The sequence below is a fragment of the Brevundimonas sp. RM1 genome, from assembly GCF_052907225.1.
In genome coordinates this window covers 145,227-171,802 of the sequence record NZ_JBRERY010000004.1, presented here as the reverse complement: position 1 = coordinate 171,802, position 26,576 = coordinate 145,227, and the positions used below count along the sequence as shown (strand labels likewise).

Here is a 26,576-nt window from a genome sequence, read left to right as displayed (position 1 = left end):
TTCAACGCGCAGCCAGAAGGCCGATCAGGACGCCGATCCCCAGGGCATAGAGCGTCATGCGGATCGGCTCGTCGCGAATCGCCTCGCAGGCTTCCGAGCCGTGACGGCGCGCCCAGTCGCGCACCTCGGCCGCATCCTCGCGCACCGCCTGACGCAGGGGGCGCGGCCGGGCGCCCGCCGCCAGAATCTCATCGGCGGCCCCTTCAAGGCGGTCGCTGCGCGTCGAGCGGCCCTCGGTGATGTCCTCAGGCGAAGGCGCGTTGTCGGCGCGGGCGATCGGGTCATTGGAAACCGGCATGAGCTGAACTCCTGAATTCTGCACTCAGAGCCTCGATGAACCCGCCGGAATCGTCGCGGTTCCGCAGCCGGACGACGCACGCAGCCCCCATTTGTCGAACAGGGTTTTAATCCTTTCTCGGAACCTCCGCGCCGGCGCCGGGTTCTTTTGCGCAAGCGCCACCGTCTACGAAAGGAACATCTGAAATGGCCGAAGGTCAGCCCACCCGCGGCTCCGGTGTTTCCAAGCGAGGCTTCGCCTCGATGGACCCGGAACGTCAGCGCGAAATCGCCCGCAAGGGCGGCGCCAGCGTCCCCAGCGAGAAGCGCAGCTTCTCTCAGGATCGCTCCCTCGCGGCCCAGGCCGGACGCAAGGGCGGCGAAGCGTCCCACGGCGCACGGAACAAGTCCGGGCAGGATACGGCGCCGCCGAAACGCTGATCCTCGCGATCGACTTCAGAACTCTTCGACGGCGTGGGAAACCTCGCCGTTTTTCTTTGCCTGACAGAAGGTTGCGGTCAGCAGGCCAGAAGGGCCAAGGCCACGCGCGGAGCGTCGCTGACCTCGAAGGCTTCGACGCGCCAGCCGGCGGCCTCGGCCAGAGCGCGCACGCGGGCCTCGTCATATTTCCGCGAGTTCTCCGTGTGGATCGTCTCGCCCTGCGCCAAACGGAAGACCAGCTTGCCCAGCCGCACCGTCATGAGGCGACGGGCCTCCAGATGCATCTCCATCCGCGCTTCAGCCTCATTCCAGACGGCGCGATGAGCAAAGGCGTCCAGGTCGAAGTCCGCGCCCAGGTCGCGATTGGCCCGCATCAGAACATTCAGATTGAAACGGGCCGTCACCCCCTCGGCGTCGTCATAGGCGGCGATCAGGGTCGAGGGTTCTTTGATCAGATCGACGCCCAGAATGAACAGGGCGTCCGGTCCCAGCATGTCGCGCATGTCGCGCAACAGGGCCTCCGCCGTCTCCGGCGCCAGATTGCCGATGGTCGAGCCGGGGAAGAAGCCGACGCGCCGCCCCTGCCCTGCCTCGGACGGCAGCACGCCCAGATGCTCGAAGTCGCCGACGATCGGCAGCACCTTCAGAGCCGGATAGGCCTGCCTTAGGCGGACCGCCGCTTCTTCCAGCGCCGTGGGACTGATGTCGATGGGAACGTAGGCCGCCAGATCAGGAGCGGCGTCCAGTACGATGCGCGTCTTCTCGCTGGCGCCGGAGCCGAGCTCGACCAGCACGGCGTCGGCGCCGAAGCGTTCGGCCCAGTACGGGGCGACCCGGCGCAACAGGGCCGCTTCCTGCCGGGTCGGATAGTATTCCGGCAGGCGGGTGATGGCCTCGAACAACTCGGACCCGCGGGCGTCATAGAACCATTTGGGCGGCAGACTCTTCGGCGATGACGCCAGGCCTGCGATCAGGTCGCGGCGGAAGGCCTCGTGTTCGTCGTCGGTCTCGTCGTACCTGGCGCACTCGCCAGCGTCGGCGGCGAGACGGACGCCCGCAAAGGCCCATCGCTGATCCGGGTAGAAGAAGTTGCGATAGGTCGGCCGCGCATGTCCCGGCGCCGTGGCGAAGGCGCCGCCGCGCAGCACCATCTGATTGGCCATGAACTTGCCGTTGTACTCGGCCGCCGCGCCCTCGGTCGGACGAAAGCCGGGGTAAGGGCCATAGGCGCTGGCGGTCCACTGCCACGCCTCATTGTCCAGGTTGGAGAAGGCGTCGGGACGGCTGCGGGCGGCGTGCTCCCATTCCGCCTCGGTGGGCAGGCGCCGGCCCGACCACCGTGCGAAGGCGTCGGCCTCGTAGAAGCTGACATGGCGCACGGGCGCGGCCGGGTCGACCGGCCGTCGCCCCGTCAGGGTCATGACCGTCCAGCCCTGCCCTTCCGCTCGACGCCAGTAGAGGGGCGCGGTCCACCCACGCGACTGAACCGTGGCCCAGCCGTCGCTCAGCCACAGGTCAGGCCGCGCGTAGCCGCCGTCATCCATGAAAGCCAACCAGTCGCCGTTGGTCGTCAGATCGGCGGCCAGGGCGAACGGCTCCAGCCAGATGCGATGCGCGGGCCGTTCATTGTCGAAGGCGAACCCTTCGACCGAGGCCCCCGTCTCGATCAGACCGCCCTCGAACGCCTGCCAGCCGCCGCGCGCTGGTTGCAAGGGCGCCGCGCGCGGCTCGACATCATAGGCCGCCGGGTCCAGCGGCGAGCGGGACATCAGATGCAGCAGATCCATCAGGAACAGTTCCTGGTGTTGCTGCTCATGGTTCAGGCCCAACTCGAACAGGTAGCGCTCCAATCCCTCCATCGGCGCTGAGGCGTCGGCCAGGCGCGCCTCCATCCGCCGGTCGACCTCGGCGCGATAGGCCATGACCTCGGCCAGCGAGGGGCGCGTCATCAGGCCCCGCTCGTCTCGACCAATGCGCTCGCCGAGCGCCTCATAATAGGAGTTGAAGACCTCCTTCAGCCGAGAATCGAATGGCTCATAGCCCGGCCTGTCCAACAGCATGGTCTCGAAGAACCAGCTAACATGACCGAGATGCCACTTGCCTGGACTGGCGTGGGCCATCGACTGGGCCTGCAGGTCTTCGGCTGACAGCGCGGCGGCCAGAGCAGGCATCACCGCGCGCACGCGACGATAGCGTTCCAAATCCCCGGCGGCGCACGCCGGTCTGCGCTGCGTTCCGGCCATGTTTCCGCCTGCCCCTGGGTGAGTGTTCGCTGTGGTCACCCCGTAGGAATGCGGCCTGAGACGAGGCGGTTCCGCATGGCCAGAACCCGTCTGCGCGCGCCTTCACCGTCCCGTTCCACAGGAACAGTCGCAGCCAGGCGGCGTTCTGATTCGGTCCAACCGCCGACACGGCGCAGGTTTTTCAGGATCCCTACGCATGCCCCAGCTCCGCATGCCCGAGGGGCCGAACGCCATCGAGCCCCCGCCATCATCGCCCCCGATCGATCGGGCGCCGGACCTGGCCGATCCGGCCAATTGGCGCGCCATGCTGGCCTGCCAGATACCGGCGCTGCGGGCCTTCGGCTTTTCGCTGGCGCGCAACCGCGCGGACGCCGACGATCTGGTTCAGGAGACCCTGGTCAAGGCCTGGGCCCACCGGGCGCGGTTCGAGACGGGGACCAATCTGCGAGCCTGGCTGTTCACCATTCTGAGGAACAGCTGGTACACCGGCGCCGCCCGCCGCCGACGCGAAGTCGCCGACGAGGAAGGCCGCCACGCCGCGAGCCTGACCTCAGAAGCCAACCAGGAATGGACCGCCGAGTTGACGGCGCTGCAACATGCGCTGAACACCCTGCCGCCCGAACACCGTGAGGCCATCATCATGGTCGGCGCGGCGGGGCTCTCCTATCAGGAGGCGGCCGACATCGCCGGCTGCGCCGTGGGCACGGTCAAGAGCCGGGTCAACCGAGCCCGCCGTCGCCTGGCCCTGCTTCTGGCGCACGAACTCCCGCTCGACGGCGCAGAAAATAATGAGGGCGACGACAGCTAGGCGGGTGGAACGGAGGAACCCGCGAAGGGGTTCAATTCCCGATCTCAGGAGAGTCCGTCATGATGACTCCGCGACGCCCCCCCGCCCCCGAACCCACGCGCACAGACAAGCGCGGCCTCATGGATTGGCTGTTCGGCCGCACCCCGCCGCCGCCCAGCAAGGCCAGCTCCAACCTCTATCTGGGCGACATCGTAGACGGCGACTTCAGTTCGCCCTCGGTCCACCATCACCACAAGCGTCCGCCCAGCGACGAGTTATGAGCCGAGCGACAGCCTAGCGTCCTGCCCGCGCGGCGTACTCCAGCCGGGCGATGGTGCGGTTGTGCACCTCGTCCGGACCGTCGGCGATGCGCAGGGTCCGCACCATGGCGTAGAGCTCGGCCAGCGGCGTGTCGCCCGACACCCCCGCCCCGCCGAACGCCTGGATCGCGTCGTCGATGACCTTCAGCGCCATGCGCGGCGCGGCGACCTTGATCTGGGCGATTTCGGACTTGGCGCCCTTGGCCCCGACTTCGTCCATCATCCAGGCGGCCTTCAGCACCAGCAGACGGCACATCTCGATATTGGTGCGCGCCTCGGCCACACGCTGCTCCCACACCGAATGCTCGGCGATGGTCTTGCGGAAGGCGGTCCGGCTGAGCAGGCGGTCGACCATCAGCTCCAGCGCCTTTTCGGCCGCGCCGATGGTCCGCATGCAGTGGTGGATGCGGCCCGGCCCCAGGCGGCCCTGGGCGATCTCGAAGCCGCGCCCCTCGCCCGCGATCAGGTTGGAGGCGGGAACGCGGACGTTCTCCAGCACCACCTCGGCGTGGCCGATCGGCGCTTCGTCATAGCCGAAGACCGACAGCATCCGCTCGACACGAAAGCCGGGCGTGTCGACCGGGACGATGATCTGGCTCTGCTGCTGGTGAACGGCGGCGTCGGGATCAGTCTTGCCCATGACGATGGTCACGGCGACGTTCGGGTGCGCCATATTGGTCGACCACCATTTGCGGCCGTTGACGACATAGTGGTCGCCGTCGCGCTCGATCCGGGTCTGGATGTTGGTGGCGTCGGACGAGGCGACCTCGGGCTCGGTCATCAGGAAGGCCGAACGGATTTCGCCGGCCATCAGGGGCTTGAGCCACCGCTCCTGCTGGGCGGCGTCGCCGTACATATGCAGGACTTCCATATTGCCCGTGTCGGGCGCGTTGCAGTTGAACGCCTCTGCCGACCACAGCGCTCGGCCCATCAGCTCGGCGATGGGCGCGTATTCCAGGTTCGACAGCCCCGCCCCGTGCTCGCCCGGCAGGAACATGTTCCACAGGCCCTCGGCCCTGGCCCTGGCCTTCAACGTCTCCATCACCGGCGGCTGGCGCTTGGGATCGGCGCGGACCTGGGCGCGATACTCCGCCTCGCGCGGCAGAACCTCCGCCTCCATGAAACGGCGCACCCGTTCGCGCCAGTGTTCGCCCCGCTCGCTCAGCCGGAAATCCATCTTACGCCTCTCCCGAAATGAAAACGGCGCGGCCCCGTCGGAGCCGCGCCGTCGAACATCAAGCCTCAGCCCGCCGTCAGCCCTTGAGCAGCGGCGCCAGCTTCTGGGCGATCATCATGTCGCCCGCGATCTTCAGCTTGCCCTGCATGAAGGCCATCATCGGGTCCAGACGGCCCTCGGCCAGGGCGACGAAGTCGTCCCACTTGATCGAGACGGTGGCGTCAGCCGGCTTGTCGTCGTTGCTGACGGTGTTCGGAGCCGAGGCGCCGTCGATGAAGATCTTGCCGTCATCGCCGAAGTCCAGCTTCACGGTCTTGCCCAGACCCGAGTTTTCGCCGACGGCGGCGCGGATCTTGTCGGTGGCGAGGGCCAGATCGGCCATGTGCGTCTCTCCCGTTGAGAAGTTGAACCACACGCCTAACCCGCGCGCCGGGCGGCGCCAAGATCACGCAAGGGAAGGTCAGGCCAGGAAGCCCCTACGGCGCCGGTTCCATCACCTGTGGTCCAGCTTACATGAGTTTGCGTTCAGCCCCGTCGAGATGGCCTAGAAGTTGCGCGCTTGCGTAACAAGGACTCGCCAATGACCCGTCTGCTCACCCCGGAGGAAGTTCGCCTGGACCAGTTGTGGCGCGAGCACTTCGGCCAACCCCTGCCCATGATCGGCGCCCCCGAGGTCGCCCGGCGCATCCTGCGACAGCACGGCGTCGCCGTGCGCCGCCCCAGCGACGCCAAGGCCGCCGCCCCTGAGGAGGGCCGGCGCTGACTTCTGATTTTCGGAAAGAAATCTGGCGGAGACGGAGGGATTCGAACCCTCGGTACCCCTTACAGGGTACGACGATTTAGCAAACCGTTGCCTTCAGCCACTCGGCCACGTCTCCGGCAGGCCGCGTGGATAGCGAGTCGCGCGACGCTTCGCAATGCGGAACTGACGCCCTTTGTGTTAACCCGGCATAAGAGTGGCATGTGACACGGGGTTCGCACCCCATTTTGCTCGATATCGGGAAAAAGACTTGGCCATCACTCCTGCTGACACTCTGGGCTCTGCGACAGAAGGCGCACGCGCGAATCGCGCAGCGCTGGTCGAATCGCGCGCCCCGGCGGGGCGTGCGGGTCGGGCTCGACGCGGCCCCTTGCGGCCGGACGTCTGGCTGAACACCCGGCAGCGCGCGGCCGCGCGGCGGCGCGTCTTCTACTTCCGCGGCGTCGACATCGTCGCGTCGAGCTTCCTCTGCCTTGTGGCGATCGGCCGCATGAACGTCGGCGGTCTGTCGCACGTCACCCTGCTCGAAGCCGCGCCCATTCTGATCGGCGCGCTGATGACCCTGGGCCTGATGCGGTCGCTGGGCCTGTATCGTTTTGACAATAGCCGGGCGCCCGCGCGTCATCTGGCCGGGGTCGCCGCCGTGGCGGGCGTGGGCGGCGCGGTCGCCTGCCTGCTGGGTCTGGCCTTGCCCAATAACGAAACTCCGCTGGCGGAATACGGCTGGTGGGCGATCGCCTCCGCAGTGCTGCTGACCGGCCTGCACACGATCTGGCGGATGCTAGTGGCCCAATGGCGCAGCCGGGGCGATCTGACGCCCAACGTCGTCGTGGTCGGCGCCACCCGCCATGCCGAATCCCTGATCCGCGAGGCGCTGGACCGGCGCGACCTGAATATCCTTGGCGTGTTCGACGATCGGCTGGCCCGCACGCCCGACGCCCTGGCCGGGGTGCCGGTTCTGGGCGGGACGGACGCCCTGCTGGAGCATCGGCTGACGCCCTATATCGACCGCGTCATCCTGGCCATCGACCCCAAGGCCGAGGCGCGCGTCCGCGCCCTGACCCATCGCCTTGAGGTTCTGCCCATTCCCCTGACCCTGCTGGTCGACCCCAAGGGCGCGGCTCAGCGGAACGAGGCGCTGGAAAAGCTGGCCTCGGCGTCCCTGCCCCTGCTGGGCGGCGCGGTGGACGGCGAGCGCCGCGCCTTCAACAAGCGCATTCTCGACATCATCCTGTCCGCGCTGGCCCTGGTCGTGCTCAGCCCTGTGCTGTTCCTGATCGGCCTGGCCGTGCGGATGGACAGCAAGGGGCCGGCCCTGTTCCGCCAGCGCCGCCACGGCTTCAATCAGGAAGAGATCGTGGTGTGGAAGTTCCGCACCATGCGTCAAGAAGCCTCCGACGCCACCGCCAGCCGTCAGGTGACCGCCGACGACGACCGGGTGACGCGCCTGGGCAAGATCCTGCGCGCCACCAGCCTGGACGAACTGCCGCAGCTGGTGAACGTTCTGCGCGGCGAGATGTCGCTGGTCGGGCCGCGCCCGCACGCCATCGGCATGAAGACCGGCGACGCCGAGTCGGCGCGTCTGGTCGCCGAGTACGCCCACCGCCACCGCATCAAGCCCGGCATGACCGGCTGGGCCGCCATCAAGGGTTCGCGCGGGCCGCTGCATACGGCGGATGAAGTGCGCGACCGGGTTCAGCTGGATATCGAATACATTGAGCGTCAGTCCTTCTGGCTGGACCTGTGGATCATCGCGGTGACCGTTCCCGTGCTTCTGGGCGACAGGATGGCCGTGCGCTGATGTTCTGGAGGGGGGTGTTCGGCTACCTGCCGGCCAATATCGTGCAGGGCGTGGTCGGGTTTCTGACCATCATCATCTTCACGCGCCTGCTGTCGCCCGAGGATTTCGGGCGCTATGCGCTGGCCTATTCGGTGCTGACGCTGGCCCATGTGGCGACGTTCAGTTGGCTGGAAGCCTCCATGGCCCGCTTCTGGGCGGCCCAGTCCGACGAAACGCAGATGGCCGGGCATTTCGCCAGCCTGTATCGCGCCGCCTTCCTGATCACCGCCGTCTTCGTGCCTGTAGCCGGGCTGCTGGTTTGGCTGTGGCCCATGCCGGACAGCTTCCGCCTGCCGCTGGCGGTGGCGCTGGCGGGGATTCCCGTGCGCTGCTTCCTGAAGCTGGCGCAGGAGCGGTTCCGCGCCGCGGGCGAGGTCGGCCCCGCCGCGGCCATCGACATCTGGAGCGCGGTCGCAGGGCTGGCCTTCGGCGTCGGCCTGGCCCTGCTGGGGATGGGAGCCGAGGCGCCGCTGGCGGGGATGCTGCTGGCGCCGCTGGCCGCCCTGCCCTTCGTCCTGCCCGCCGAACTGCGCGAGGCGAAGCGCGGACGGCTGGATCGCCAGCGGCTGAAGGCCTACGCCGTCTACGGCTATCCGATCGCCGTCGGTCTGGGGCTGACGGTAGTGCTAGCCTCGACCGACCGCTTCCTGCTGGCCCTGTTCATGAATGAGGCGGCGGTCGGCGCCTATCACGCGGCCTACAGCATCGCCAACCGGACGCTGGACGTCATGTTCGTCTGGCTGGGCGCGGCCGGGGCGCCTGCTCTGGTCATGGCGCTGGAGCGCGGCGGGCGCGAGGATCTTCAAGTAGCCGCGCGGGAGCAGGCCTCGACGCTGGTGCTGATCGGCCTGCCCGCCGCCGTGGGCGTGGCGCTGGTGGCGCGGCCGCTGGCCGAGTTCATGATCGGCGAAGACCTGCGCACGGTCGCCGCCTCGGTCACGCCGTGGGTGGCGCTGGGCGCCTTCCTGTCGGGGATGACGACCTATTATTTCGGACAGGCCTTCACCCTGGGCCGTCGCACCGGCTGGCTGCTGCTGGCCATGAGCATTCCGGCGGGCAGCAACATCATCCTGAACGTCCTGCTAATCCCGCGCTTCGGCGTCATGGGGGCGGCGTGGGCGACGGCGATCAGCTTTGCGCTCGGTCTGGCGGCCTCCATGACCATCGGGCGACGCATCCTGCCTCTGCCCGTGCCGTGGAACGCCCTGGCGCGATGCGGTCTGGCCGCCGCCGTCATGGCGGGCGTCGTGATGATGCTGCCGCCGATCGGAGGCTTCCTTGAGCTGATGCTGGACGCAGGCGTCGGCATGATCGTCTACGGCGTCGTCGCATACGCCCTAAACGCGGCCGGGGTGCGCGACCTGAGCGTGCGGCTGAAAGCCTTCCTGCGCGCACGGAGGCAGACAGCATGAGTCTCGCGATTCATCACGACAGCTCAGCGTGGGCCGAGGCGCGACCGATCCTGTCGGTGCTGATTCCCTTCCTGCGCGACGATCCGACCGACCTGTTGCAGCGTCTGGACGCCGAGGCGCCCGGTCTGGCCGGACAGGCCGAACTGATCGTGCTCGACGACGGCACCAAGGACGCCGCGCTGACCGCGCGTCTGAGCGCCCTGATCGACGGCATGGCCCTGCCCGTGCGCCTGATCTCGCTCGACGCCAATCAGGGCCGTTCGGAAGGCCGCAACCGCCTGGCCCAGGCCGCGCGCGGTCAGACCTTCCTGTTCCTGGACAGCGACATGAGGCCCGACCATCCGGGCTTCCTGAAGACGTGGGTCGATCTGGCCCGCGACGCGCGCCCGGCGGTGGCCTTCGGCGGCTTCTCCCTGTTGCAGGCGCCGCAGGACGCGCGCTTCGCCGTCCATCGCCACATGGCGGCGCGGTCCGACTGCATCCCCGCGGCCCAGCGCGCCGAACAGCCCGAGAAATACGTCTTCACCTCAAACCTGCTGGTCCGCCGCGACGTCTTCGATACGGAGACCTTCGACTCCGGTTTCAGCGGCTGGGGCTGGGAAGACGTCGAGTGGGCCATGCGCGTCTCGCGCAGGTTCGAGGTCGTCCATCTGGACAATCCCGCCACCCACATGGGTCTGGACACGGTCGAGGCCCTGGCCGCCAAATACGAACAGTCGGCGCCGAACTTCGCCCGCGTCGCAGCGCGCCACCCCGACTTCGTGTCGGCCTACCCCAGCTATCGCGTCGCCAAGGCGTTGAAGGCCGTGCCGGGACTGAAGGCGCTGCGCCCCCTGATCAAGGGCGCCGCCCGCGCGCCTGTCCTGCCGACCGGCCTGCGGGCCTTCGCCCTGCGCCTGTACCGCGCGGCCCTCTATGCGGAGGCGATATGAGCGCGCCCGACGTCGCCGTCGTCATCCCCACCATGCGCCGTCTGGACAGCCTGACGCGCGCCTTGCGCTCGGTCTTCGTTCAGGAAGGCGTGACGATGCGCCTGCGCGAGATCGTCGTCGTCGACAACGACCCCGAGGCCAGTTCGCGCGAAACGGTCGAGGCCCTGCGGCCTGAATCGCCCGTCCCGCTCATATGGACCCATGCGCCGCGCCCCGGCGTCGCCACCGCGCGCAACACGGGACTGGCCGCCACCTCAGCGCCCCTGATCGCCTTCCTCGATGATGACGAGACCGCCTCGACCGACTGGCTGGCCGCCCTGTTGAGCGCCCAAGCGGCGACCGGCGCCGACGCCGTCTTCGGCCCCATCCGCGGACGCGTGCCCGAGGGCACAGGCTGGACCACGCCCTATCTGGAGCGTTTCTTCGGCCGTCACGGACCGGACCGGGACGGCGTGCTGGATCACGCCCACGGTTGCGGCAACTCCCTGCTGGTTCGGGCCACGGCCCTGCCCGGCGACCAGCCTTTCCATGTCGGGTCGGATCAGATCGGCGGCGAGGACGACGTCCTGTTCGCCGCCCTGCAGGCGCGCGGAGGACGTTTCGCCTGGGCCTCCGACGCCTGGGTGGATGAGTTCGCCCCACCCCATCGCGCCACCCTGCGTTACGCCCTGACGCGCGCCTTCGCCTATGGCCAGGGGCCCAGCCAGACCGCCGCAGAGGCGAAGAACTGGCCCGGCGTCGCGCGCTGGATGGCGGTGGGCGCCGCGCAGACGGCGGTCTGGGGCGCGGCGACGTTGGCGCTCAGCCTGATCCGTCACGCCAGGCGCGCCGACATGGCCGACCGTACGGCGCGGGGACTGGGCAAGATCCTCTGGATGAAGGGCTTCGAGCCGCAGTTCTACGGCCAACGCGAGTTGGACCGACTGAAACGCGCGGCCGAGCAGGGCTAGTTCGGCTTAGCCGATGAACCGCTTGAGCAAGGCGGGCGGCTTCCACCTGGCCCGATTCATCACAACCCCGGCGATGCGGCCGCCCTGGGCGTCGATCTCGTCACGCAGGGCGACGGGCCCGGCCGCGTCGGTCGTCTCGGCCGCGACCACCAGGACGGTGGCGTCGGCCAGCGGCGCCAGGGTCAGGATCATGTCGCTGCGATCCGCCGCAGGGGCGTCGATGACCACGGTGTCGGCGTGTGCGCGCAAGCGGGTCCAGTAGCGGGCGTCGTTGATCGCCTCAGCGCGTTGACCGGCCCGCAGGATTTCGTTGTGGAACCGCGTGACGTAAAGGCGGCCGCCCAAGCAGGTCTTGGCCGTCATCAGCCGCCCCGGCGCCACAGGCCGTCCTTCGCGATCCCGCATCGGCGGCGTCACCGCATAGAAGGCCGATCCGTCCGAAGAGGCCTGAACCGCCGGCCCCAGCCGCCCGAAGCGGTCCGGCTGCGCCGCCACCTGCTCCATCTGCGCCTGCTGCGTCAGATCGCCGTCGACCAGCCACGCCGGGCGACGGCCCCGCACGGCGGCCATGCGGGCGAACTCGCGCGCCACGGTCGAAACGCCCTCGCCCGTCTGGGCGGCGGCGAACAGGATCACGCGGCCGCGATGCGCCGGCGCTGGTCCCAGCGCCGCCCACAGTCCCGCCATTTCCGTCGTCAGATCGACCATGCGAATCGTTACGTGCGCCCTTTGACCCAGCCTAGCACGCGCAAGGCTCAGGCGCTCTTGGCGGGGGCCACGGCCAGGACCGGAGCCTGAAGCGTGCGGCTGAGGGTCGCCGGCATGACGAAGCCGCGCTGCAGGAAGACCCGCAGCAAGCCAACGCACAGGGCCGTGAACCCGGCGAAGGCCAGGACGGCGATCATAAGCGGGAAGCGCAGGCTCTTGCCCTTCGACGGCGGTTGGGCGCGTTCGATGACAGTGACGTTGTCGGCGCCCGCCTTGACCAGTTCGTTGTCGGCGCGGCTCTGCGTCTCGCGCTGCTGGAACTCACGGATCGAGGCCGTCAGCACTTCACGGTTGCCGGCCAGCGTCGAGTTGCGCGACTCCAGCTCGGTCAGACGCGCCTGACGCGCGCGCAGATCGCCCAGTTGGCGATCCAGCACCGCCAGGCGGGCGCCCAGGGCGTCCCGCTCGGCCTGGGCGTTGATGCGGGTGGTCTCCAGCTCGACCCAGACGGGGTTCGGCCCCGTGCGGACTTCCTTGGCGCCGACGGCCGTGCCCGAGCCGACATAGGCCTGAAGCTGGGCGATCTTGGAATCGATCTCGCGCACCGGCTGGGCGTCGGGCTGGTAGCGAGCCAGCAGGCTCTCACGCTCGGTGCGCAGTTGCAGGATCAGGTCTTGAGCCGAGACGTTCAGATCTTGATACAGGGCCACCTCGGCCGGGGTGCGCGCCAGTTGCGCCACCAGGGTCGCCAGCCGCTGCGAGGCCTGCTGCAACTGGGCCTGGACGCCCATCCGCTCGGTGAAGACGGACTGATAGCTGTTGGCGACCGTGGACTTGGCCGTGGTGAAGTCGCCGATGGCGTTGGTGCGCAGGAACTCCTCATAGGCGCGATCGGCGTCGGCCAACTCCTGCTCGAAGGTCTGACGCTGGGTGCGGATGGCCGAGGTCGCGCGGTCCTGGAAGACCTCGCGGCGATAGGTCAGATACTGGTCGATCACCGTGTTCAGCACGCGCGCCGACAGAGCCGGATCGCCGCTCTTGTAGCTCAGACCCACGACGGGGCTGAGCGGCGTGACCTCTACGCCCAGGCCAGAGGCCACCGAGCGGATGGCGGCGGCTTCCTGACGCGCCGGGCTTTCGGTCGAAGGCACGCCGCCCTGGAAGCTCTCGACGCCCAGGGCTCGCACCACGCGGCGCTTGACCTCAAGGCTGTTCAGGATGGCGGCCTCGGACTGAGCCACCTCGCTGGCCGAGGGCGGCATGGCGCGTTCGCCCATGCCCACGCGCGGCTGATAGACGTATTCCTGACCCACGCCGACAAACAGGCTGGCGCCCGCCGTGTAGGTCTTCTTCATGGTCATGACGACGGCCGCGCCGATGGCGGCGATCACCAGAAAGATCACGATCATCAGCACCAACTCGCGGAACAGCAGGGCCACGACGTCGACGACGCCGTAACGGGGACGAGCTGCTGCGAGGGAGGAACGCATGAAGATCGATTTTCTCGGTCAATGACTATTGTGCGCCACACTGAGGGCCACGCGTTAACCACGCGTTACCTATAAGCCGTCAGCTTTGCCGAAGACGAAAATTCTCCGCCTGGACCGTCCCCGACCATGGATCTTGATCGCCGCCTCATCCTCATGGCGCTGGCCGCCGGACTGGCCGGATGCGCCGGCGGCGCCCCTGCGGGCGGCGCCCGACCGCGTCCTACCGTGGTCGACGACTTCCCGCCCAACCTGCCCTTCGCCGACTGGACCGAGGTGGAGCCTGAATACCGGCTCTATCCCGGCGACGATATCGAGGTAGCCTTGCCGACCGCGTCGGAACTGACGCGCCAGTTGAAGATCGCGCCCGACGGCCGGGTCTCCCTCCCTCTGCTCGGACACGTCATGGCGGCGGATCGCAGCCTGTCCGAGCTGGAGGCCGACATCTCCTACGGCTACGCCCCCCACCTGCTGCGGCCCGAGGTCGAGGTGACGCTGCGCCAGGCCGGCCCGATGAAGGTCTGGGTCGACGGCGAGGTGCGCAATCCCGGCATGTTCGACATGCCCGGCGACATCGACGCCTATCAAGCCGTCATCATGGCCGGCGGCGTGCTGCCGTCCGCCAGATCCTCGCGCTGCGCCCTGATTCGACGCGGCCCCGGCGACGTCCGCATGATGAAGGTGATCGACCTGAGCGCCCCTCGCGCCGAGATCATGCCGATGCGACGCGGCGACATCATCTTCGTGCCGCGCTCGACACTGGGCGAACTGGCCGCCTTCTTCACCCAGTTCCGCGCCGCCCTGCCGATCGGCTTCTCCTATGCCATCAACGGCGGCTACGCCTCGACCTGACGGTCGCTGGATCGCTTCCCCTTCAAACAAGCGTCGAGGCGGAACCGGAGAGAGCGCCGATCCAGCCATGCGGGCCAACTGGCTCGACGCCATTGACGCTGTTTCGACTGCTGGATTTATGAAGCGCTCTTGAGCAGTCGCACGCTGACGGTCTCAAATCCATACGATACGACGCCTCCGCTTGAAGGAGGCTAAACCGTGGTCGGGGCGATATGTCCACAATGGTAAGCGCACCGGAATTCCGCTTTCGACCCTCAGTGGACCTTCAACGCGCCCGGCGGAAGGCTGGATAGATAGTTGGAAATCGCTTCGACCGTAGCCTTCGCACGAGAACTGGTCGTTGAATTCCGCGTCAGCCCAATGTGCCCGACCTCGGTATCCTCAAGATAAGCGGACACGTCCGCAAGAGACTCGCCGCGCCTCAATCGACCCACGACTTGGAGGAGATAGCCGTCGTATTCGTCGGCGCATCCTCCTCCGTCTTGCCACTCGCCATCGCTGAGTTCCCGCAGGCCGATGGGATCCCAGAGCGACCAACCGATCTCGCGCAAGCGCGATAGCTTCACTTTTGGCAAGTCGCTCATGTCAGCAAGGTGGCCCCAAAACCGAAGGTCGGCAATCCACCCTCAAGCGAACTTCGCTTGCCGGCCTTTAGCCCTGCTCTAAGCCGCTCTACTTGCGTGGCGTTGGGACACAGATTACAGGGACAGAACCTGCGAAATAATCGCAGCATTTTTATTGATACGCGGGGTACCAAGATGGCAGCCAACACCATGCCGAGCGCCGGCGGGCGTATGCCGGCTGCCTGCGGAACAGACGATCTGTTCCACTTGTCACCATCGATGGTGCAGGCGCAAAGCGCCGCATCCATAGGATCGCTTAATCAATGCAAAAAATCGAGCAAGAGGCCTATTCGGTCGCTCAGACTACTTTAGCTGAACTCTCTTCGATCCATGTCGCTGTCGCGTCCGCCCTGGACGGTACGATTGACGGCGAGGTCTGGGTAGACAACCCAGCCAATCCTCAGGTGGCGGTCGTAGCCAACGGCGACGCCTACTATCTGGGCGGAAACCCTCACGCCGGGGCCGAAACTTTCGACGGCCTCCGAGAGATAATCCCTGACTGGGCCTATCTCTTTACAGAACCCCGTTGGAGTTCACGCCTTCCCAAGGCGTGGAACAATGCGTTCGCAATACCTCACCCCCGTGTTCGCATGGGGTATATGGCAGGCGTTGCGTTGCCGGCGCCGCGCCAGCTCGACTCAGGATTTGAGATCCTGCCTATCGATCGTGCGCTGTTCGACCGGAATCCCGGCAACATTGAAGCGCTGGAGGACTGCGTTGAAGGGTGGACCTCTCCAGAGGCGTTCTTCAACCTCGCTGTCGGGTACTGCGCTCTGCACAATGGGCGGATTGTCAGCCACAGCCTGACGGACAGCGTCAGCGGGCAGCGGTGCGAAGTGGGCGTCGGCACGGAATCTGACTTCCGGCGACAGGGGCTTGGACGCATGGTCGCCTCAATGACGATCGCCGAATGCGTTCGGCGCGGTCTTCATGGCGTCGAGTGGCACAGCCATGCGTCCAACAAGGGCTCCATTGCGATTGGCGGATCAATCGGCCTTTCCGAACTGGATCGGCATGTCGCCTATAGCTGCAGGCTGCCTGCCGAGAATGTCGGCGACCTAACCCCCGATCACTGTCGCGATCTGGCCGTGCATTTCGAGCGGGCCAGCGAGCAGATCAACTGGAGCCGTTTTCATGCGGCCGGAGCACGAGCGCTCGCTGGCGACCACGAAGGCGCACTGGCGAATGTTCGGCTTCTGATCGAAAGCGACTGGGAGGGCGAAGCGGAGTGGCTGGAAGAATTCTGGGCTCTGCAAACCCTCGCAGATGATCTGGCGTTCCAGGCGCTCCTCGCGCGCAAGCGCGAATTGGACCTCTAGCTAACCAGCACTTTCTGGCCGCATCATCAGATGCGGCCAGATTCTTTTACGTGTCCGCCATCAGCGCTTCCGGCGCCATTTGACGTGCCGCCGAAGTGCAAGCACGACTGCGGCGGACTACAGGCCGCCAATCCTTCAGCCGCCCGGAACTGCATCTGGCGACGGCGGGTGGCGCCGCGTGAGCGCCGCGAAACGACTGGAGCCTTAGCTCGTTCTTCCAAGGATAGCTTTTCCAAAAAGCAGAGAAGATAGGCATTTCGCTCCCTCTTTCGTAGACGAAGAAGAACGTCGCCCGAACTTCCTCCGGAACTATTCCAGGACTTCACTCCCGGAGCGGCCCGTTCGATCCCCAAACGTTCTCATGGCGATGACGCCCAGATCTGGGACGTCCACCTAAGCTTTTGATCTAGTGAAAAATCCGTGGTGGTTGGAGGCGGCTACAGCCGTAGCCCCACACTGGAACTTGCTGTGAAGATCGCTGTTTGAGGGCGCATTGCAGCGCACAGCACAATGTCTGCTATCCACCCTAAGCGGTCGTGGCGCTCAATGCCTTCAAATACGCCCATAGTCTCGCGCTAGCGTTCCGCAATGCGGCACGGACATCGGCGACAGGCATCTTCCCCATTGCGTCTCCGTCTGGCCCAGGATCACGGAAAATCACTTTATCACCCGCGAATTCAGCTAGCAGAACAGTGTAGCCGCTCATGGAGACATTGTGCGATCTCCCGCTTTCAAGAGCTTCCAACTCTCCAAGCAGGTCCGTGAGGATTTGTGCAAGACTAGCGGGGCAGTATGAGACGACCTTATCGCATATCATATAGCGTAAATCATGGTCGGGCTGGCCGTCGGCTACACCGTACGCAAACGCCCAACTGACTTTTTTAGGGGGAGCGACCGTACCGTGATCGGGCAGCTCCGGCTCGAATGTTACTTCAAAAACCATGGCAGCATCCTGACGCTGATGATGTCCGCTAACCACCCTTAATCGAACTTCGCTTCACGACCCATTGCGGAAATCGGCTTCGGATCGATACTATCCAACGAAATGATCAAACGCGCGACTGTCATCACAGCAATCCTATTGACCGCTGGATGTGTGAGCGAACCTGTCGCCGCTCGTGTGGAAAGTGTTTCTCATTCAAGCGGAAACGTGACGATAACGCTCGACGTTTCCGACCGCTTGTTCGACATGCTCCAAGGTAGCGATTTCTTCAGTCGCGCCTCGATTGAGCTAGTTAAACCCGGCACGCAGATTAGGCTTTTGTCGGACGAACTAATATCAGGCACGGCGACTGACGAGAATAATAAACGAGTTGTTGCCCGTTTCCAGTGTCCGGCTGCCACAAGCCCTGAAGCACTCATTCTAAACGGGGCCTCTGACTATGAGGTAGTGGTCACTTGGAACGCCCACATGTTTATCGGCTCACGCGGAGCTTTGCGGATGCGTCTGTCGGACGAGCGACTATGCGAGGCCACAGGCAACGTCGACTAACCACCCTTAAGCGAACTTCGCTTCACGACCCATTGCTGACGTTTGGGGCATTCTTTCTGGCGTTGTTTTTTACCGCCCGTTTTTAGCCGCCCGTGACTGGCGAACACACGCAGCCCGTGTAGAGTTACAGTGCCGGCATGGAGCCAAGTGTGAACATTTTGCCATCCACTCTGATGATAGCGTCTATCCTCGGATATCTATTCTTGAGCAAGAGCCGGTCGATCATCGAAGCGCGGCCCATGGGAGCCGCCCTCTACCGCGGTTTGCAGACTGCGTCTTTGCTGGTGTTGATAGCGCTGTTTAGCTGGCAGGTATTTTCTATGGGATTCGAAATGGGCGGTGACGTGGCCCGTCGCGACGCGCGCGCCGAGGCGCGGGCCCTGGCCTCCTAGTAACGATACGCTGGACTATCGGCGCTTGACGCAAGTCCAATGTCCGCTTTCCACCCTTTGCGGACGTTCGCAGAGTCTGTTTTTAGGAACCAAGAGCGAGCGCTGATCAACGAAACCGATCGAACGGCGGCGCTTCCGCCTTATGGACGAGTGTAAAACTCATCTAGCCCAAACGAGCTTAAACCGTGGTCGGGGCGAGAGGATTCGAACCTCCGACCCTCTGGTCCCAAACCAGATGCGCTACCAGGCTGCGCTACACCCCGGACCGACGGAGCGCTCTCATGGCACGAGCAGGCGGCCTCCGCAACGGATGAGGCGTCCTATTGTGGCTCAGGGACGAAAGAAGGGGTGTTTAACCTGGTCGCCGGGCTTGGCGCCGATCTCATCCGTGCGGCCGGCCCGCAGTTCGAGCACGCCATTGGCCGCGCCGTTCGAGGGAATCGGAGCATCGGAGTTGGGCGTGGCGTGTTTGGCGATCGAAACGATTCGCCCGCGCGGATCGATGTAGATGATGTCCAGCGAGCTGGGCGTGTTGCGCATCCAGAAGCTCTGCTCGCCCGCCGCGGGGAACTGGAACAGCATCCCCCGGTCGTCAGGAAGCGGCGGACGGAACATCAGGCCTCGCTGCCGCGCCTCATCGTCGTCGGCGATCTCCACCATGAACTTGTGCTCGCCAGAGGCCGTGACGATCGCCAGCGGCTCCAGCGGGCGGCCGTTCTCATCCAGCGGCCCCTTCTTCGCGCAGGCCGTCGTCGCAGTTGCGGCCGAAAGCGCCAGGATCAGCATGAGACGCCGGCTGTGGTTCATGTCTTCGTCCCCCTAGCGGACGAGACTCACCCGCCCGGTCTGATATCGGCCACGACCAGCCCCTTGGGGCCTTCCGCGAAACGCACGTTCACCGGATCGCCCGGCAACAGGTCGTCCAGCCCGCAGCGGCGCAGCGTCTCGACGTGGACGAAGATATCGCCCGCCTGACCGTCGCGCACGACGAATCCATAGCCCTTGGTGCGATTGAACCATTTGACGACGGCGGCTTCCAGCGGCCCGTCAGGCAGGCCTTCGGGTCGGGCGTGGGCCGAACTGCGCGTCAGCTCCCGCCGAGCCGGCGCGGCGCTGGCTTCCAACTCCACGATATTGATCACCTGCCAGCCCTTGGCCCGCTTGGCGCATTCGCAGACGATAGCCGCGCCCTCGCCCGCCATCTCATGGCCTGCGTCGCGCAGGCTGGTGACGTGCAGCAGCACGTCGCGTTCCTCGGTCAAATCCGGCTGGTCCGGCACGATGAAGCCGTACCCCTTGCCGGCGTCGAACCACTTGACCCTTCCGACGACCTTTACGGTCTCAATCGGCTCCATCACGTCAATACTCGCCACCTTGAACCCCCGCCCGCGACAATGCGGGTCAGCTACACTAACACGGTTCTTTCAACTCGGACAGACAAGTTGCCCTTTTTGCGCCATATTGTCGACAAGCAAATGTCGCGCACGCGAAAAGGCCGCGCGAAGGGGCTCGGTGAAAGAGATAACAATGACGGGAGAAGGAGTTATTCGCTCCGCGTGGCAGTCCCTAGGGGAATCGAACCCCTCTTTTCAGGTTGAAAACCTGACGTCCTAACCGATAGACGAAGGGACCGCTGCGCGGAGGAGCGGCCTGATAGCCGTCCCTTTTCGGCGATGCAAGAGGGCGTCGCGCGCTTTTTCAAAAAAACGACAGAGACGCCGTTTCAGCGCCCGATCACGGCGCCGATCAGCATCCAGACGGCAGCATCCAGACGGCAGCATCCAAGCGCGCGAAATCACCGCTGGAAACGTCTTCGATTGTCGGGGGGAAAGATAACTCCGCGTGGCAGTCCCTAGGGGAATCGAACCCCTCTTTTCAGGTTGAAAACCTGACGTCCTAACCGATAGACGAAGGGACCGCTGCGCGGAGGACCGTGTAGATAGCCGCCGATTCCGCTTATGGCAAGCGCGGCGAAGCGGATTTGTGCGACTTTTTCAAAGACCTGCGTCGTTTCACGGCCAAGGCTGACTGTGCTCAAGCCATGCGCGGGTCGGCGACGTCCTCGATCTCGAACTGCACGCCGCGACGGCCGCTCCAGTCATCCGCCCGAAGCCGCCCGACCACGTTCAATCCCCCCTGCCCCGCCAGCAGCGCCTTGCCCGTCGGCAGGTCGGCGCAGCGCCAGGCGATGGCCCGCACCGAGGCGCCGTCAGGGCCCACCAGGCGGCACCGCACATGGCCGCCGTTCATGGCGACCGGCTCGCGCGCCTGAACCCCTTCCAGCGCGAACAGGGGCTCCGGGTTGGCGGGGCCGTAGGGGGCCAGTTGCTCGAACGCCTCGAACAGATCGCGGGTGGCGGCGCGCGGGTCGATCAGGGCGTCGACCTCGACCCAATCCTGGGCCACGGCCTCGACGCGCTCGGTCGACAGGCGCTCGTTGAGGAAGGCGCGCAGTTCGTCGACGCGATCCGCCGCCACCGTCAACCCCGCCGCCATGGCGTGTCCGCCGCCCGCGATCAACAGGCCTTCATTCCACGCCGCCTGCACGGCCCGGCCCAGATTCATGCCGGGCTGCGAACGGCCCGAACCCTTGCCGACGCCGTTGACGGCGTCGACGCCGATGACGATGACGGGCTTTCTCCAGCGTTCGCGCAGGCGTCCGGCGACGATGCCGACCACGCCGGGATGCCAGTCCTCGCCGCTGACGACCACTGCGGCGCTGTCGCCGGCGTGGGCGCCGGTCGCCTCGACGCGACGGACGGCCTGCTCCGTGACCTCGGCCTCGACCTCGCGCCGGGCGACATTTAGGGCGTCCAGTTCCTGGGCCAGCATCCGCGCCTCATCGGGATCGTCGGTGGACAGCAGGCGCGCGCCAAGGTCCGACTTGCCGATGCGGCCGCCCGCATTGATCCGCGGGCCGAGGATGAAGCCCGCGTGGTTGGTCTTGGCCGGTCCCGGCTCGGCGCCCGCCGCCGCCAGCAGGGCGCGCAGGCCCGGATTGCGCCAGTGCGACATGACCCCCAGCCCCAGACTGGTCAGGGCGCGGTTGAAGCCGGTCAGGCCCGTCACGTCGCAGATGGCGCCCATGGCGGCCAGATCCAGCCACTGGCGAATGTCCGGCTCGGCCTTGCCCTCGAACAGGCCGCGCCCGCGGGCCTCGCGGTTCAGGGCGGCCAGCAGGACGAAGACCACCCCCGCCGCCGCCAGATTGCCCTGCCCCGAACCGCATCCCGGCCGGTTCGGATTGACCACGGCGAGGCAGGCGGGCGGCTCTTCGCGCATCATGTGGTGGTCGATGACCACGACCTTCAGGCCGATGGCCGCCGCATGGGCCACCGCCTCATTGGCCGCCGCGCCGCAGTCGACGGTGATGACCAGATCGGCGCCGCGCGCCTTCAGCGTATCGAAGGCCCGCGCGCTGGGGCCGTAGCCCTCGGTCAGGCGGTCGGGGACATAGATGGGCAGGTCCGCGCCCAGGGTGCGGAACCAGCGCACCAGCAGGGCCGCGCTGGACGCCCCGTCCACGTCGTAGTCGGCGAAGACGTGGATGCTGGCCTGCGCCTGAAGCGCGTCGACGATGGCGGCGGCGGCGGCGTCCATGTCCATGAAGCTGGACGGATTGGGGAACAGCGCCTTGAGCGTGGGTTTCAGGAAGTCGGCGCCCTGTTCCGCCGCCACCCCGCGCGACGCCAGCGCCCGCGCCAGCGGCTCGTCCAGACCCAGCGCCTGGATATGCGCCCGCGTCACGCCCGCCTCGGCCGGGCGCAGCCGCCAGGCTCGGCCCGACAGGGATCGGGACACGTCGAGGAAGGCGGGCGAGACGGCGCCGTCAGCCATCAGAGCGCGCCGCCGAGACGGCAAAAGGGTTCAGACGGGACATGGGCCATGACGGCTCCTCGCACTCAGGTCGGCGAAACGCGGCCGGAGCGGCAGGATCGCCGGATTCGCCCAGACGGGCGACGAAAGCCAAACGGCGACCTTGGGCCGCCGCCACGACTATTGCGGACGCGGCCGGTCGATGGGAGGCGGCGCCTTGGCGCGCTGACGCAACGCCTCGGCGTAGGCCTCGACCTCTTCCGCCGTGCGCGCCGTTTCAGGCGACATCTGGCTGGCGTCGATGCGGCGGTTGATCGATTCGGCGAAGACGGCCGGGTCTTCGTTCAACGTCCACTCGATGCGCGCGACCTCGGCGCCCAGAGCGGCGCTGCGCCCCTGCAGGGTGGCGACGCGGCCGGCGATCTGTTCCGGCCCAGGCAAGGGCTGGCTGGAGCGCGGAAAGTCCGCCCAGCGCGGATACTGGCGGTTCTCGTCCACCAGTTTCTGCACGCGCGGCGCCAGGGGCGAGGTCGGGTCGGTTTGAGGCGCGAAGGCGCTGACGCAGCCGCTCAGCAGCGCGGCTCCGCCCAGCATTGCCGCCAGACCTGTCTTTTTCAGCATCAGCACGTTCATTTCCTGCAACGACATATGCCATCATCGCGCCGGGAGGAAGGCGTGCGCGTCGCGCGCCCCCATCGGAGGTTCCGCGCCCATGGCCAAGCGCCCGACCAAGACCCCGTCCGCCACGCCGGATGCGCCCGCCGCGCCGCGCAAGTCCGGACGTCCCACCTCGGCCAAGCCGCGCGCCGCCAAGAAGCCCGCCCCTGTGGAAGAAATGAAGGCCGCCGCGCCTGAAAAAACCGCCGCCGAGGCCTCTGCCCCGCCGCCCCAAACGCCGAACGCCGCGCCCGACTTCATGGCCTTCAGCGCCGAACAGCGCCAGCAGCTCGAGACCCTGTCGCTGAACCTGGCCAAGGCGGCGATGATGGCCCAGACGGCGGTGGCCGAGGCGGCCCTGTCGCAGGCCGACCGCCCCGCCGCCCTGTCGCCGGATCCGTTCAACGTGGCCCCGGCCATGTCTTCCGTCATGACCAGCCTGGCCGCCCGCCCCGAAAAGCTGTTTCAGGCGCAGGCCGACCTGTTCGGCCGCTACATGGAGCTGTGGTCGACCACGACCCGCCGGGCGATGGGCGAGACAGTCGACAGCGTCGCCCCGTCCGACAAGCGGTTCCGCGATCCGGCCTGGTCCGAGAACCCCATGTTCGACATGATGCGCCAGTCCTATCTGGCCACCTCGGACTGGATGAACAGTCTGGTCTCCAGCGTCGAGGACGTCGATCCGCGCGTGAAGCGTCGGGCGGAGTTCTTCACCCGCCTGCTGACCGACGCCTTCTCGCCCGCCAACTTCCTGGCGTCGAACCCCGTGGCGCTGAAGGCCCTGGCCGAGACCAGCGGCGAATCCCTGGTGCGCGGGATGCAGAACTTCGCCGCCGATCTGGAGCGCGGCGCCGGGTCGCTGAAGATCAGCCAGGCCGACTATGGCCGCTTCGTTCTGGGCGAGAACGTCGCCACGGCGCCGGGTCAGGTGGTCTGGCGCGACGAGTTGTTCGAGCTGATCCAGTATGACGCCGCGACGGAGCAGCAGCATGCCGTCCCGCTGCTGATCTTCCCGCCGTGGATCAACAAATTCTACATCATGGACCTGCAGCCGGCGAACTCCCTGATCCGCTGGCTGAGCGCGCAGGGCTTCACCGTCTTCGTCTGCTCATGGGTCAATCCGGACCGCGACAAGGCGGAGTTCGGCCTCGACGATTACATGAAGAAGGGCGTCTATCGCGCGGTCGAAAAGACGTTGGAGCAGACCGGCCAGACGCATGTGAACACCGTCGGCTACTGCATCGGCGGCACCATGCTGGGCGCCAGCCTGGCGCACATGGCGGCCAAGGGCGACGACCGCGTCGCCTCCGCCACCTTCTTCGCCGCCCAGCACGACTTCGCCGAGGCGGGCGACCTGCTGCTGTTCACCGACGAGCACTGGCTGGCCGAGATCGAGCGGCTGATGGACGAGGCGGGCGGCGTCCTGCCCGGCACGGCGATGGCCGACACCTTCAACGCCCTGCGAGCCAACGACCTGATCTGGTCCTTCTTCGTGTCCAACTATCTGATGGGCAAGGCGCCGCCCGCCTTCGACCTGTTGGCGTGGAACGCCGACCAGACGCGGATGCCCAAGCGGCTGCACCTGCAATACCTGCGCCTGATGTACGGCCAGAACGCCCTGGCCAAGGGCGAGCTGGAGATCGACGGCGAGCGCATCGACCTGTCCAAGGTCCGCATCCCGCTCTATTTCCAGGCCAGCCGCGAGGACCACATCGCGCCGATGAATTCGGTCTATCGCTCGGCGCGGCTGTTCGGCGGGCCCGTGACCTATACGCTGGCCGGATCGGGCCACATCGCCGGGGTCATCAACCCGCCCTCCGCCCAGAAATATCAGCACTGGGTCAACGCCGCCCTTCCCGAAACGCTCCAGGAATGGCAAGCGAAAGCGGAACAGCATCCGGGCAGCTGGTGGTCGCACTGGGCCGATTGGCTGGGCGCAAAGTCCGGCGAGAAGATCGCCGCGCGCGATCCCAAGGCCGGGCCGCTGAAACCCATCGAACCGGCGCCCGGCGCCTATGTGAAAGTGAAGTCTTGAAGCGTATCGAGCCCAACCTGCTGCTGGCGATCACCACGGCCTTTCCCCTGGTCCTGCTGATCGCCACCGCGACCCTATTCGGCGCGCCGGGACAGTTGGTGAAGTACCTGGTGATCGCAGTGCTTGTGCCGGCCGCCTTCGTGCCGCTTAACAGCATGATGGCCAAGCGAATGGGCTCTCAACGCTCGCCGATGATCCACCCAGAGGCCGCCTCGACCGCCGTCTGGGCCAGCCTGTTTCCGGCGCTGATCATCCTGGCGGCGGGCGTGCCGGTGGTTTTTCCCGGCCACGACTACGGCCTGCTGATCATCATCGCCGCCATCTTCTTGGGCGGAACAGTAGAGTCAGCGATCAAGGCGGCGCGGGCGCGCTGATCGCGCGCCCGGACCGGCTTCACTTGAGGCCGGTCGCCTCATCCAGGCCCAGCATGATGTTGAGGTTCTGGACCGCCGCGCCCGAGGCGCCCTTGCCCAGGTTGTCCAGCAGGGCGACCAGACGCGCCTGCTCTCCTCCGCGATCACCGAAGACGTGCAGGCGCATACGGTTGGTGCCGTTCAGGCCCTCGGTCTCGATTCCGGTCATGGCCTCGGTCTCGTCAATCTCGGCCACCTCGACGAAATGCTGGCCCTCATAGGCCTCGACCAGGGCGCCGTGCAGCCGCTCGACCGAGGGCGTTTCCGGCAGGGCCGACAGGTGCAGCGGAACCTCGACCAGCATTCCCTGGCGATAGTTCCCCACGGCGGGCGAGAACAACACCGGGCGCGACAGTCCCGCGTGCTTCGTCATTTCCGGCACATGCTTGTGCTTCAGCGTCAGACCATAGGCGCGGAAGGCGGTCGACGCCCCCTCGGCCTCGAACTCGGCGATCATGGCCTTGCCGCCGCCGGAATAGCCGGACACCGCATTGATGGTGACGGGCCAGTCGGCCGGCACCAGCCCCGCCTTCACCAGCGGCCGCATCAGGCCGATGAAGCCGGTGGGATAGCAGCCGGGGTTCGACACCCGCGTCGAGGCGGCGATGGCCGCGCGCTGACCCGCATCCATCTCGGCGAAGCCATAGGTCCAGCCGTCCGCCACGCGATAGGCGGTCGAGGCGTCGATGACCCGCACCGACGGAGTCTCGATCATCGACACCGCCTCGATGGCCGCCTCGTCGGGCAGGCACAGGATGACCGCATCGGCGCTGTTCAGCGCCTCGCGCCGCGCCTCGACATCGCGGCGCCGGTCGCCCAGCAGCATCAGCTCCAGATCGCCGCGCGCCTCCAGACGCTCGCGAATTTCCAGCCCCGTGGTCCCGGCCTCGCCGTCGATGAAGATAGTGTGGGTCATTCGCATCTCCTGCCCTTCTCCCCTTGTGGGAGAAGGTGGCCCGCGCAGCGGGTCGGATGAGGGGTCGCACTGACGCGACATTCTGGCGATCTTCAGGCGAGAGATCTCGGCGAAGCGAAACCCCTCATCCGTCGGCCTTCGGCCGCCACCTTCTCCCACAAGGGGAGAAGGACAAAAGAAAAGGCGCTTCGAGTTGCCTCGAAGCGCCCCTTCGTAAACCCATCGCCGGGTTCGGCGATTAGCGCTTCGAGAACTGGAAGCTGCGGCGAGCCTTGGCGCGGCCGTACTTCTTACGCTCGACGACGCGGCTGTCGCGGGTCAGGAAGCCGTGCGGCTTCAGAACCTTGCGCAGTTCCGGCTCGTAGTGGGTCAGGGCGTGCGACAGGCCGTGGCGGATAGCGCCGGCCTGGCCCGACAGGCCCGAACCTTCAACGGTGCAGATCACGTCGTATTGCGTGGCGCGGTCCGAGACGGTCAGCGGCTGGGCGACCATCATCTGCAGCACCGGACGAGCGAAGTAAGCCGCCACGTCCTTGCCGTTGACGGTGATCTTGCCGGTGCCGCGCTTCACCCACACGCGAGCGATGGCGTTCTTGCGCTTGCCGGTCGAGTACGAACGGCCCAGGGCGTCGATCTTCGGCTCGCGGACGATTTCCTCGGCGGCGGCGGTGCCCAGGCCCTTCAGGGCGTCAAAGCCGGCGGCGGTGTCTTGAGTCACGTCGGTCATG

Annotated in this window: 26 protein-coding genes and 4 tRNA genes; 13 read left to right on the top strand and 17 right to left on the bottom strand. The window is 66.6% G+C overall.

The window, feature by feature from the left end; translation table 11 throughout:
• Position 1 precedes the first annotated feature (1 nt).
• The gene (locus ACU5AP_RS06370) at positions 2–298 is read right to left on the bottom strand and encodes a hypothetical protein (protein ID WP_003165325.1); all 297 of its coding nucleotides are present in this window, start codon (positions 296–298) and stop codon (positions 2–4) included.
• Positions 299–483: 185 nt separating this feature from the next.
• Here ACU5AP_RS06370 and ACU5AP_RS06365 point away from each other — a divergent pair, with 185 nt between their 5' ends.
• Entirely contained in the window at positions 484–717 is a 234-nt protein-coding gene (locus ACU5AP_RS06365) for a general stress protein (protein ID WP_003165326.1), read from the top strand.
• A 77-nt stretch (positions 718–794) separates the two neighbouring features.
• Here the strand turns inward: ACU5AP_RS06365 and egtB are convergent, their stop codons facing one another.
• Positions 795–2,960, bottom strand: a complete 2,166-nt coding sequence (egtB, locus tag ACU5AP_RS06360) for an ergothioneine biosynthesis protein EgtB (protein ID WP_128720202.1) — start codon at positions 2,958–2,960, stop codon at positions 795–797.
• Between the two features lie 196 nt (positions 2,961–3,156).
• Between egtB and ACU5AP_RS06355 the strand changes: the two genes are divergently transcribed.
• Entirely contained in the window at positions 3,157–3,768 is a 612-nt protein-coding gene (locus tag ACU5AP_RS06355) for a sigma-70 family RNA polymerase sigma factor (protein ID WP_223850864.1), read from the top strand.
• Between the two features lie 59 nt (positions 3,769–3,827).
• Positions 3,828–4,028, top strand: a complete 201-nt coding sequence (locus ACU5AP_RS06350; protein WP_046654165.1) for a hypothetical protein — start codon at positions 3,828–3,830, stop codon at positions 4,026–4,028.
• A 13-nt stretch (positions 4,029–4,041) separates the two neighbouring features.
• Here the strand turns inward: ACU5AP_RS06350 and ACU5AP_RS06345 are convergent, their stop codons facing one another.
• Both ACU5AP_RS06345 and ACU5AP_RS06340 read right to left on the bottom strand, forming a co-directional pair.
• Positions 4,042–5,244: an acyl-CoA dehydrogenase family protein gene (locus ACU5AP_RS06345; RefSeq protein WP_128720203.1), complete on the bottom strand. Its 1,203-nt coding sequence runs from the start codon at positions 5,242–5,244 to the stop codon at positions 4,042–4,044.
• 76 nt (positions 5,245–5,320) lie between these two features.
• On the bottom strand, positions 5,321–5,626 hold the full coding sequence (locus ACU5AP_RS06340; RefSeq protein ID WP_024354161.1) for an SCP2 sterol-binding domain-containing protein: 306 nt from the start codon (positions 5,624–5,626) through the stop codon (positions 5,321–5,323).
• A 198-nt stretch (positions 5,627–5,824) separates the two neighbouring features.
• On the opposite strand from ACU5AP_RS06340, the gene ACU5AP_RS06335 reads away from it, so the two are divergent.
• Positions 5,825–6,007: a hypothetical protein gene (locus tag ACU5AP_RS06335; RefSeq protein WP_128720204.1), complete on the top strand. Its 183-nt coding sequence runs from the start codon at positions 5,825–5,827 to the stop codon at positions 6,005–6,007.
• A 23-nt stretch (positions 6,008–6,030) separates the two neighbouring features.
• Here ACU5AP_RS06335 and ACU5AP_RS06330 read toward each other — a convergent pair.
• A tRNA-Ser gene (locus ACU5AP_RS06330) sits at positions 6,031–6,122 on the bottom strand.
• A gap of 252 nt (positions 6,123–6,374) precedes the next feature.
• Between ACU5AP_RS06330 and ACU5AP_RS06325 the strand changes: the two genes are divergently transcribed.
• From ACU5AP_RS06325 to ACU5AP_RS06310, 4 genes are read left to right on the top strand one after another with little or no spacing between them, the layout of a single operon-like run.
• Positions 6,375–7,805, top strand: coding sequence for an exopolysaccharide biosynthesis polyprenyl glycosylphosphotransferase (locus ACU5AP_RS06325; protein ID WP_223850865.1), 1,431 nt, complete (start codon positions 6,375–6,377; stop codon positions 7,803–7,805).
• A complete protein-coding gene (locus ACU5AP_RS06320; protein ID WP_128720206.1) occupies positions 7,805–9,256 on the top strand; it encodes a lipopolysaccharide biosynthesis protein in 1,452 nt (483 codons plus the stop codon). The genes ACU5AP_RS06325 and ACU5AP_RS06320 overlap by 1 nt, the downstream gene beginning before the upstream one ends.
• Positions 9,253–10,188: a glycosyltransferase family 2 protein gene (locus ACU5AP_RS06315; protein ID WP_128720207.1), complete on the top strand. Its 936-nt coding sequence runs from the start codon at positions 9,253–9,255 to the stop codon at positions 10,186–10,188. The genes ACU5AP_RS06320 and ACU5AP_RS06315 overlap by 4 nt, the downstream gene beginning before the upstream one ends.
• A complete protein-coding gene (locus ACU5AP_RS06310) occupies positions 10,185–11,138 on the top strand; it encodes a glycosyltransferase family 2 protein (protein ID WP_128720208.1) in 954 nt (317 codons plus the stop codon). The genes ACU5AP_RS06315 and ACU5AP_RS06310 overlap by 4 nt, the downstream gene beginning before the upstream one ends.
• Positions 11,139–11,144: 6 nt before the next feature.
• On the opposite strand, the gene ACU5AP_RS06305 is transcribed toward ACU5AP_RS06310, so the two are convergent.
• Together ACU5AP_RS06305 and ACU5AP_RS06300 are read right to left on the bottom strand one after the other, a co-directional pair.
• Positions 11,145–11,846, bottom strand: a complete 702-nt coding sequence (locus ACU5AP_RS06305) for a hfsB (protein ID WP_128720209.1) — start codon at positions 11,844–11,846, stop codon at positions 11,145–11,147.
• Between the two features lie 47 nt (positions 11,847–11,893).
• Positions 11,894–13,336 carry a GumC family protein gene (locus ACU5AP_RS06300; RefSeq protein ID WP_128720210.1) on the bottom strand — a complete coding sequence of 481 codons (1,443 nt, stop codon included), beginning with the start codon at positions 13,334–13,336 and terminating at the stop codon, positions 11,894–11,896.
• 126 nt (positions 13,337–13,462) lie between these two features.
• On the opposite strand from ACU5AP_RS06300, the gene ACU5AP_RS06295 reads away from it, so the two are divergent.
• The gene (locus ACU5AP_RS06295) at positions 13,463–14,185 is read left to right on the top strand and encodes a polysaccharide biosynthesis/export family protein (protein WP_128720211.1); all 723 of its coding nucleotides are present in this window, start codon (positions 13,463–13,465) and stop codon (positions 14,183–14,185) included.
• A 254-nt stretch (positions 14,186–14,439) separates the two neighbouring features.
• Here ACU5AP_RS06295 and ACU5AP_RS06290 read toward each other — a convergent pair whose 3' ends face one another.
• Complete coding sequence (locus ACU5AP_RS06290; RefSeq protein WP_446680970.1) at positions 14,440–14,769, bottom strand: hypothetical protein; 330 nt, start codon at positions 14,767–14,769, stop codon at positions 14,440–14,442.
• Between the two features lie 302 nt (positions 14,770–15,071).
• Between ACU5AP_RS06290 and ACU5AP_RS06285 the strand changes: the two genes are divergently transcribed.
• Together ACU5AP_RS06285 and ACU5AP_RS06280 are read left to right on the top strand one after the other, a co-directional pair.
• Positions 15,072–16,127, top strand: coding sequence for a GNAT family N-acetyltransferase (locus ACU5AP_RS06285; protein ID WP_446680969.1), 1,056 nt, complete (start codon positions 15,072–15,074; stop codon positions 16,125–16,127).
• Positions 16,128–17,822: 1,695 nt separating this feature from the next.
• Positions 17,823–18,011, top strand: a complete 189-nt coding sequence (locus ACU5AP_RS06280) for a hypothetical protein (protein WP_157677986.1) — start codon at positions 17,823–17,825, stop codon at positions 18,009–18,011.
• 186 nt (positions 18,012–18,197) lie between these two features.
• Here the strand turns inward: ACU5AP_RS06280 and ACU5AP_RS06275 are convergent.
• The 7 genes from ACU5AP_RS06275 to ACU5AP_RS06245 all read right to left on the bottom strand — a co-directional run bounded on the left by ACU5AP_RS06275 (position 18,198) and on the right by ACU5AP_RS06245 (position 22,475).
• A tRNA-Pro gene (locus tag ACU5AP_RS06275) sits at positions 18,198–18,274 on the bottom strand.
• Between the two features lie 67 nt (positions 18,275–18,341).
• Positions 18,342–18,818, bottom strand: coding sequence for a DUF192 domain-containing protein (locus ACU5AP_RS06270; protein ID WP_223850866.1), 477 nt, complete (start codon positions 18,816–18,818; stop codon positions 18,342–18,344).
• A 26-nt stretch (positions 18,819–18,844) separates the two neighbouring features.
• The gene (locus ACU5AP_RS06265; RefSeq protein ID WP_003165339.1) at positions 18,845–19,366 is read right to left on the bottom strand and encodes a cold-shock protein; all 522 of its coding nucleotides are present in this window, start codon (positions 19,364–19,366) and stop codon (positions 18,845–18,847) included.
• A gap of 202 nt (positions 19,367–19,568) precedes the next feature.
• Positions 19,569–19,643 (bottom strand) — tRNA-Glu (locus tag ACU5AP_RS06260).
• 211 nt (positions 19,644–19,854) lie between these two features.
• Positions 19,855–19,929, bottom strand: a tRNA-Glu gene (locus tag ACU5AP_RS06255).
• Positions 19,930–20,045: 116 nt separating this feature from the next.
• Positions 20,046–21,848 carry a single-stranded-DNA-specific exonuclease RecJ gene (recJ, locus tag ACU5AP_RS06250; RefSeq protein WP_128720212.1) on the bottom strand — a complete coding sequence of 601 codons (1,803 nt, stop codon included), beginning with the start codon at positions 21,846–21,848 and terminating at the stop codon, positions 20,046–20,048.
• Between the two features lie 159 nt (positions 21,849–22,007).
• Positions 22,008–22,475 (bottom strand): hypothetical protein, encoded by a 468-nt coding sequence (locus tag ACU5AP_RS06245; protein ID WP_446680968.1) that lies wholly within the window; start codon positions 22,473–22,475, stop codon positions 22,008–22,010.
• A gap of 64 nt (positions 22,476–22,539) precedes the next feature.
• Here ACU5AP_RS06245 and phaC point away from each other — a divergent pair, with 64 nt between their 5' ends.
• Together phaC and ACU5AP_RS06235 are read left to right on the top strand one after the other, a co-directional pair.
• A complete protein-coding gene (gene phaC, locus ACU5AP_RS06240) occupies positions 22,540–24,519 on the top strand; it encodes a class I poly(R)-hydroxyalkanoic acid synthase (RefSeq protein ID WP_446680967.1) in 1,980 nt (659 codons plus the stop codon).
• Positions 24,516–24,893, top strand: coding sequence for a hypothetical protein (locus ACU5AP_RS06235; RefSeq protein ID WP_446680966.1), 378 nt, complete (start codon positions 24,516–24,518; stop codon positions 24,891–24,893). Before phaC ends, ACU5AP_RS06235 begins: the two co-directional genes overlap by 4 nt.
• A gap of 19 nt (positions 24,894–24,912) precedes the next feature.
• Here the strand turns inward: ACU5AP_RS06235 and argC are convergent, their stop codons facing one another.
• Both argC and rpsI read right to left on the bottom strand, forming a co-directional pair.
• Positions 24,913–25,848, bottom strand: coding sequence for an N-acetyl-gamma-glutamyl-phosphate reductase (argC, locus tag ACU5AP_RS06230; protein WP_128720216.1), 936 nt, complete (start codon positions 25,846–25,848; stop codon positions 24,913–24,915).
• Positions 25,849–26,086: 238 nt separating this feature from the next.
• Positions 26,087–26,575 carry a 30S ribosomal protein S9 gene (rpsI, locus tag ACU5AP_RS06225; RefSeq protein WP_003165345.1) on the bottom strand — a complete coding sequence of 163 codons (489 nt, stop codon included), beginning with the start codon at positions 26,573–26,575 and terminating at the stop codon, positions 26,087–26,089.
• Position 26,576 lies beyond the last annotated feature (1 nt).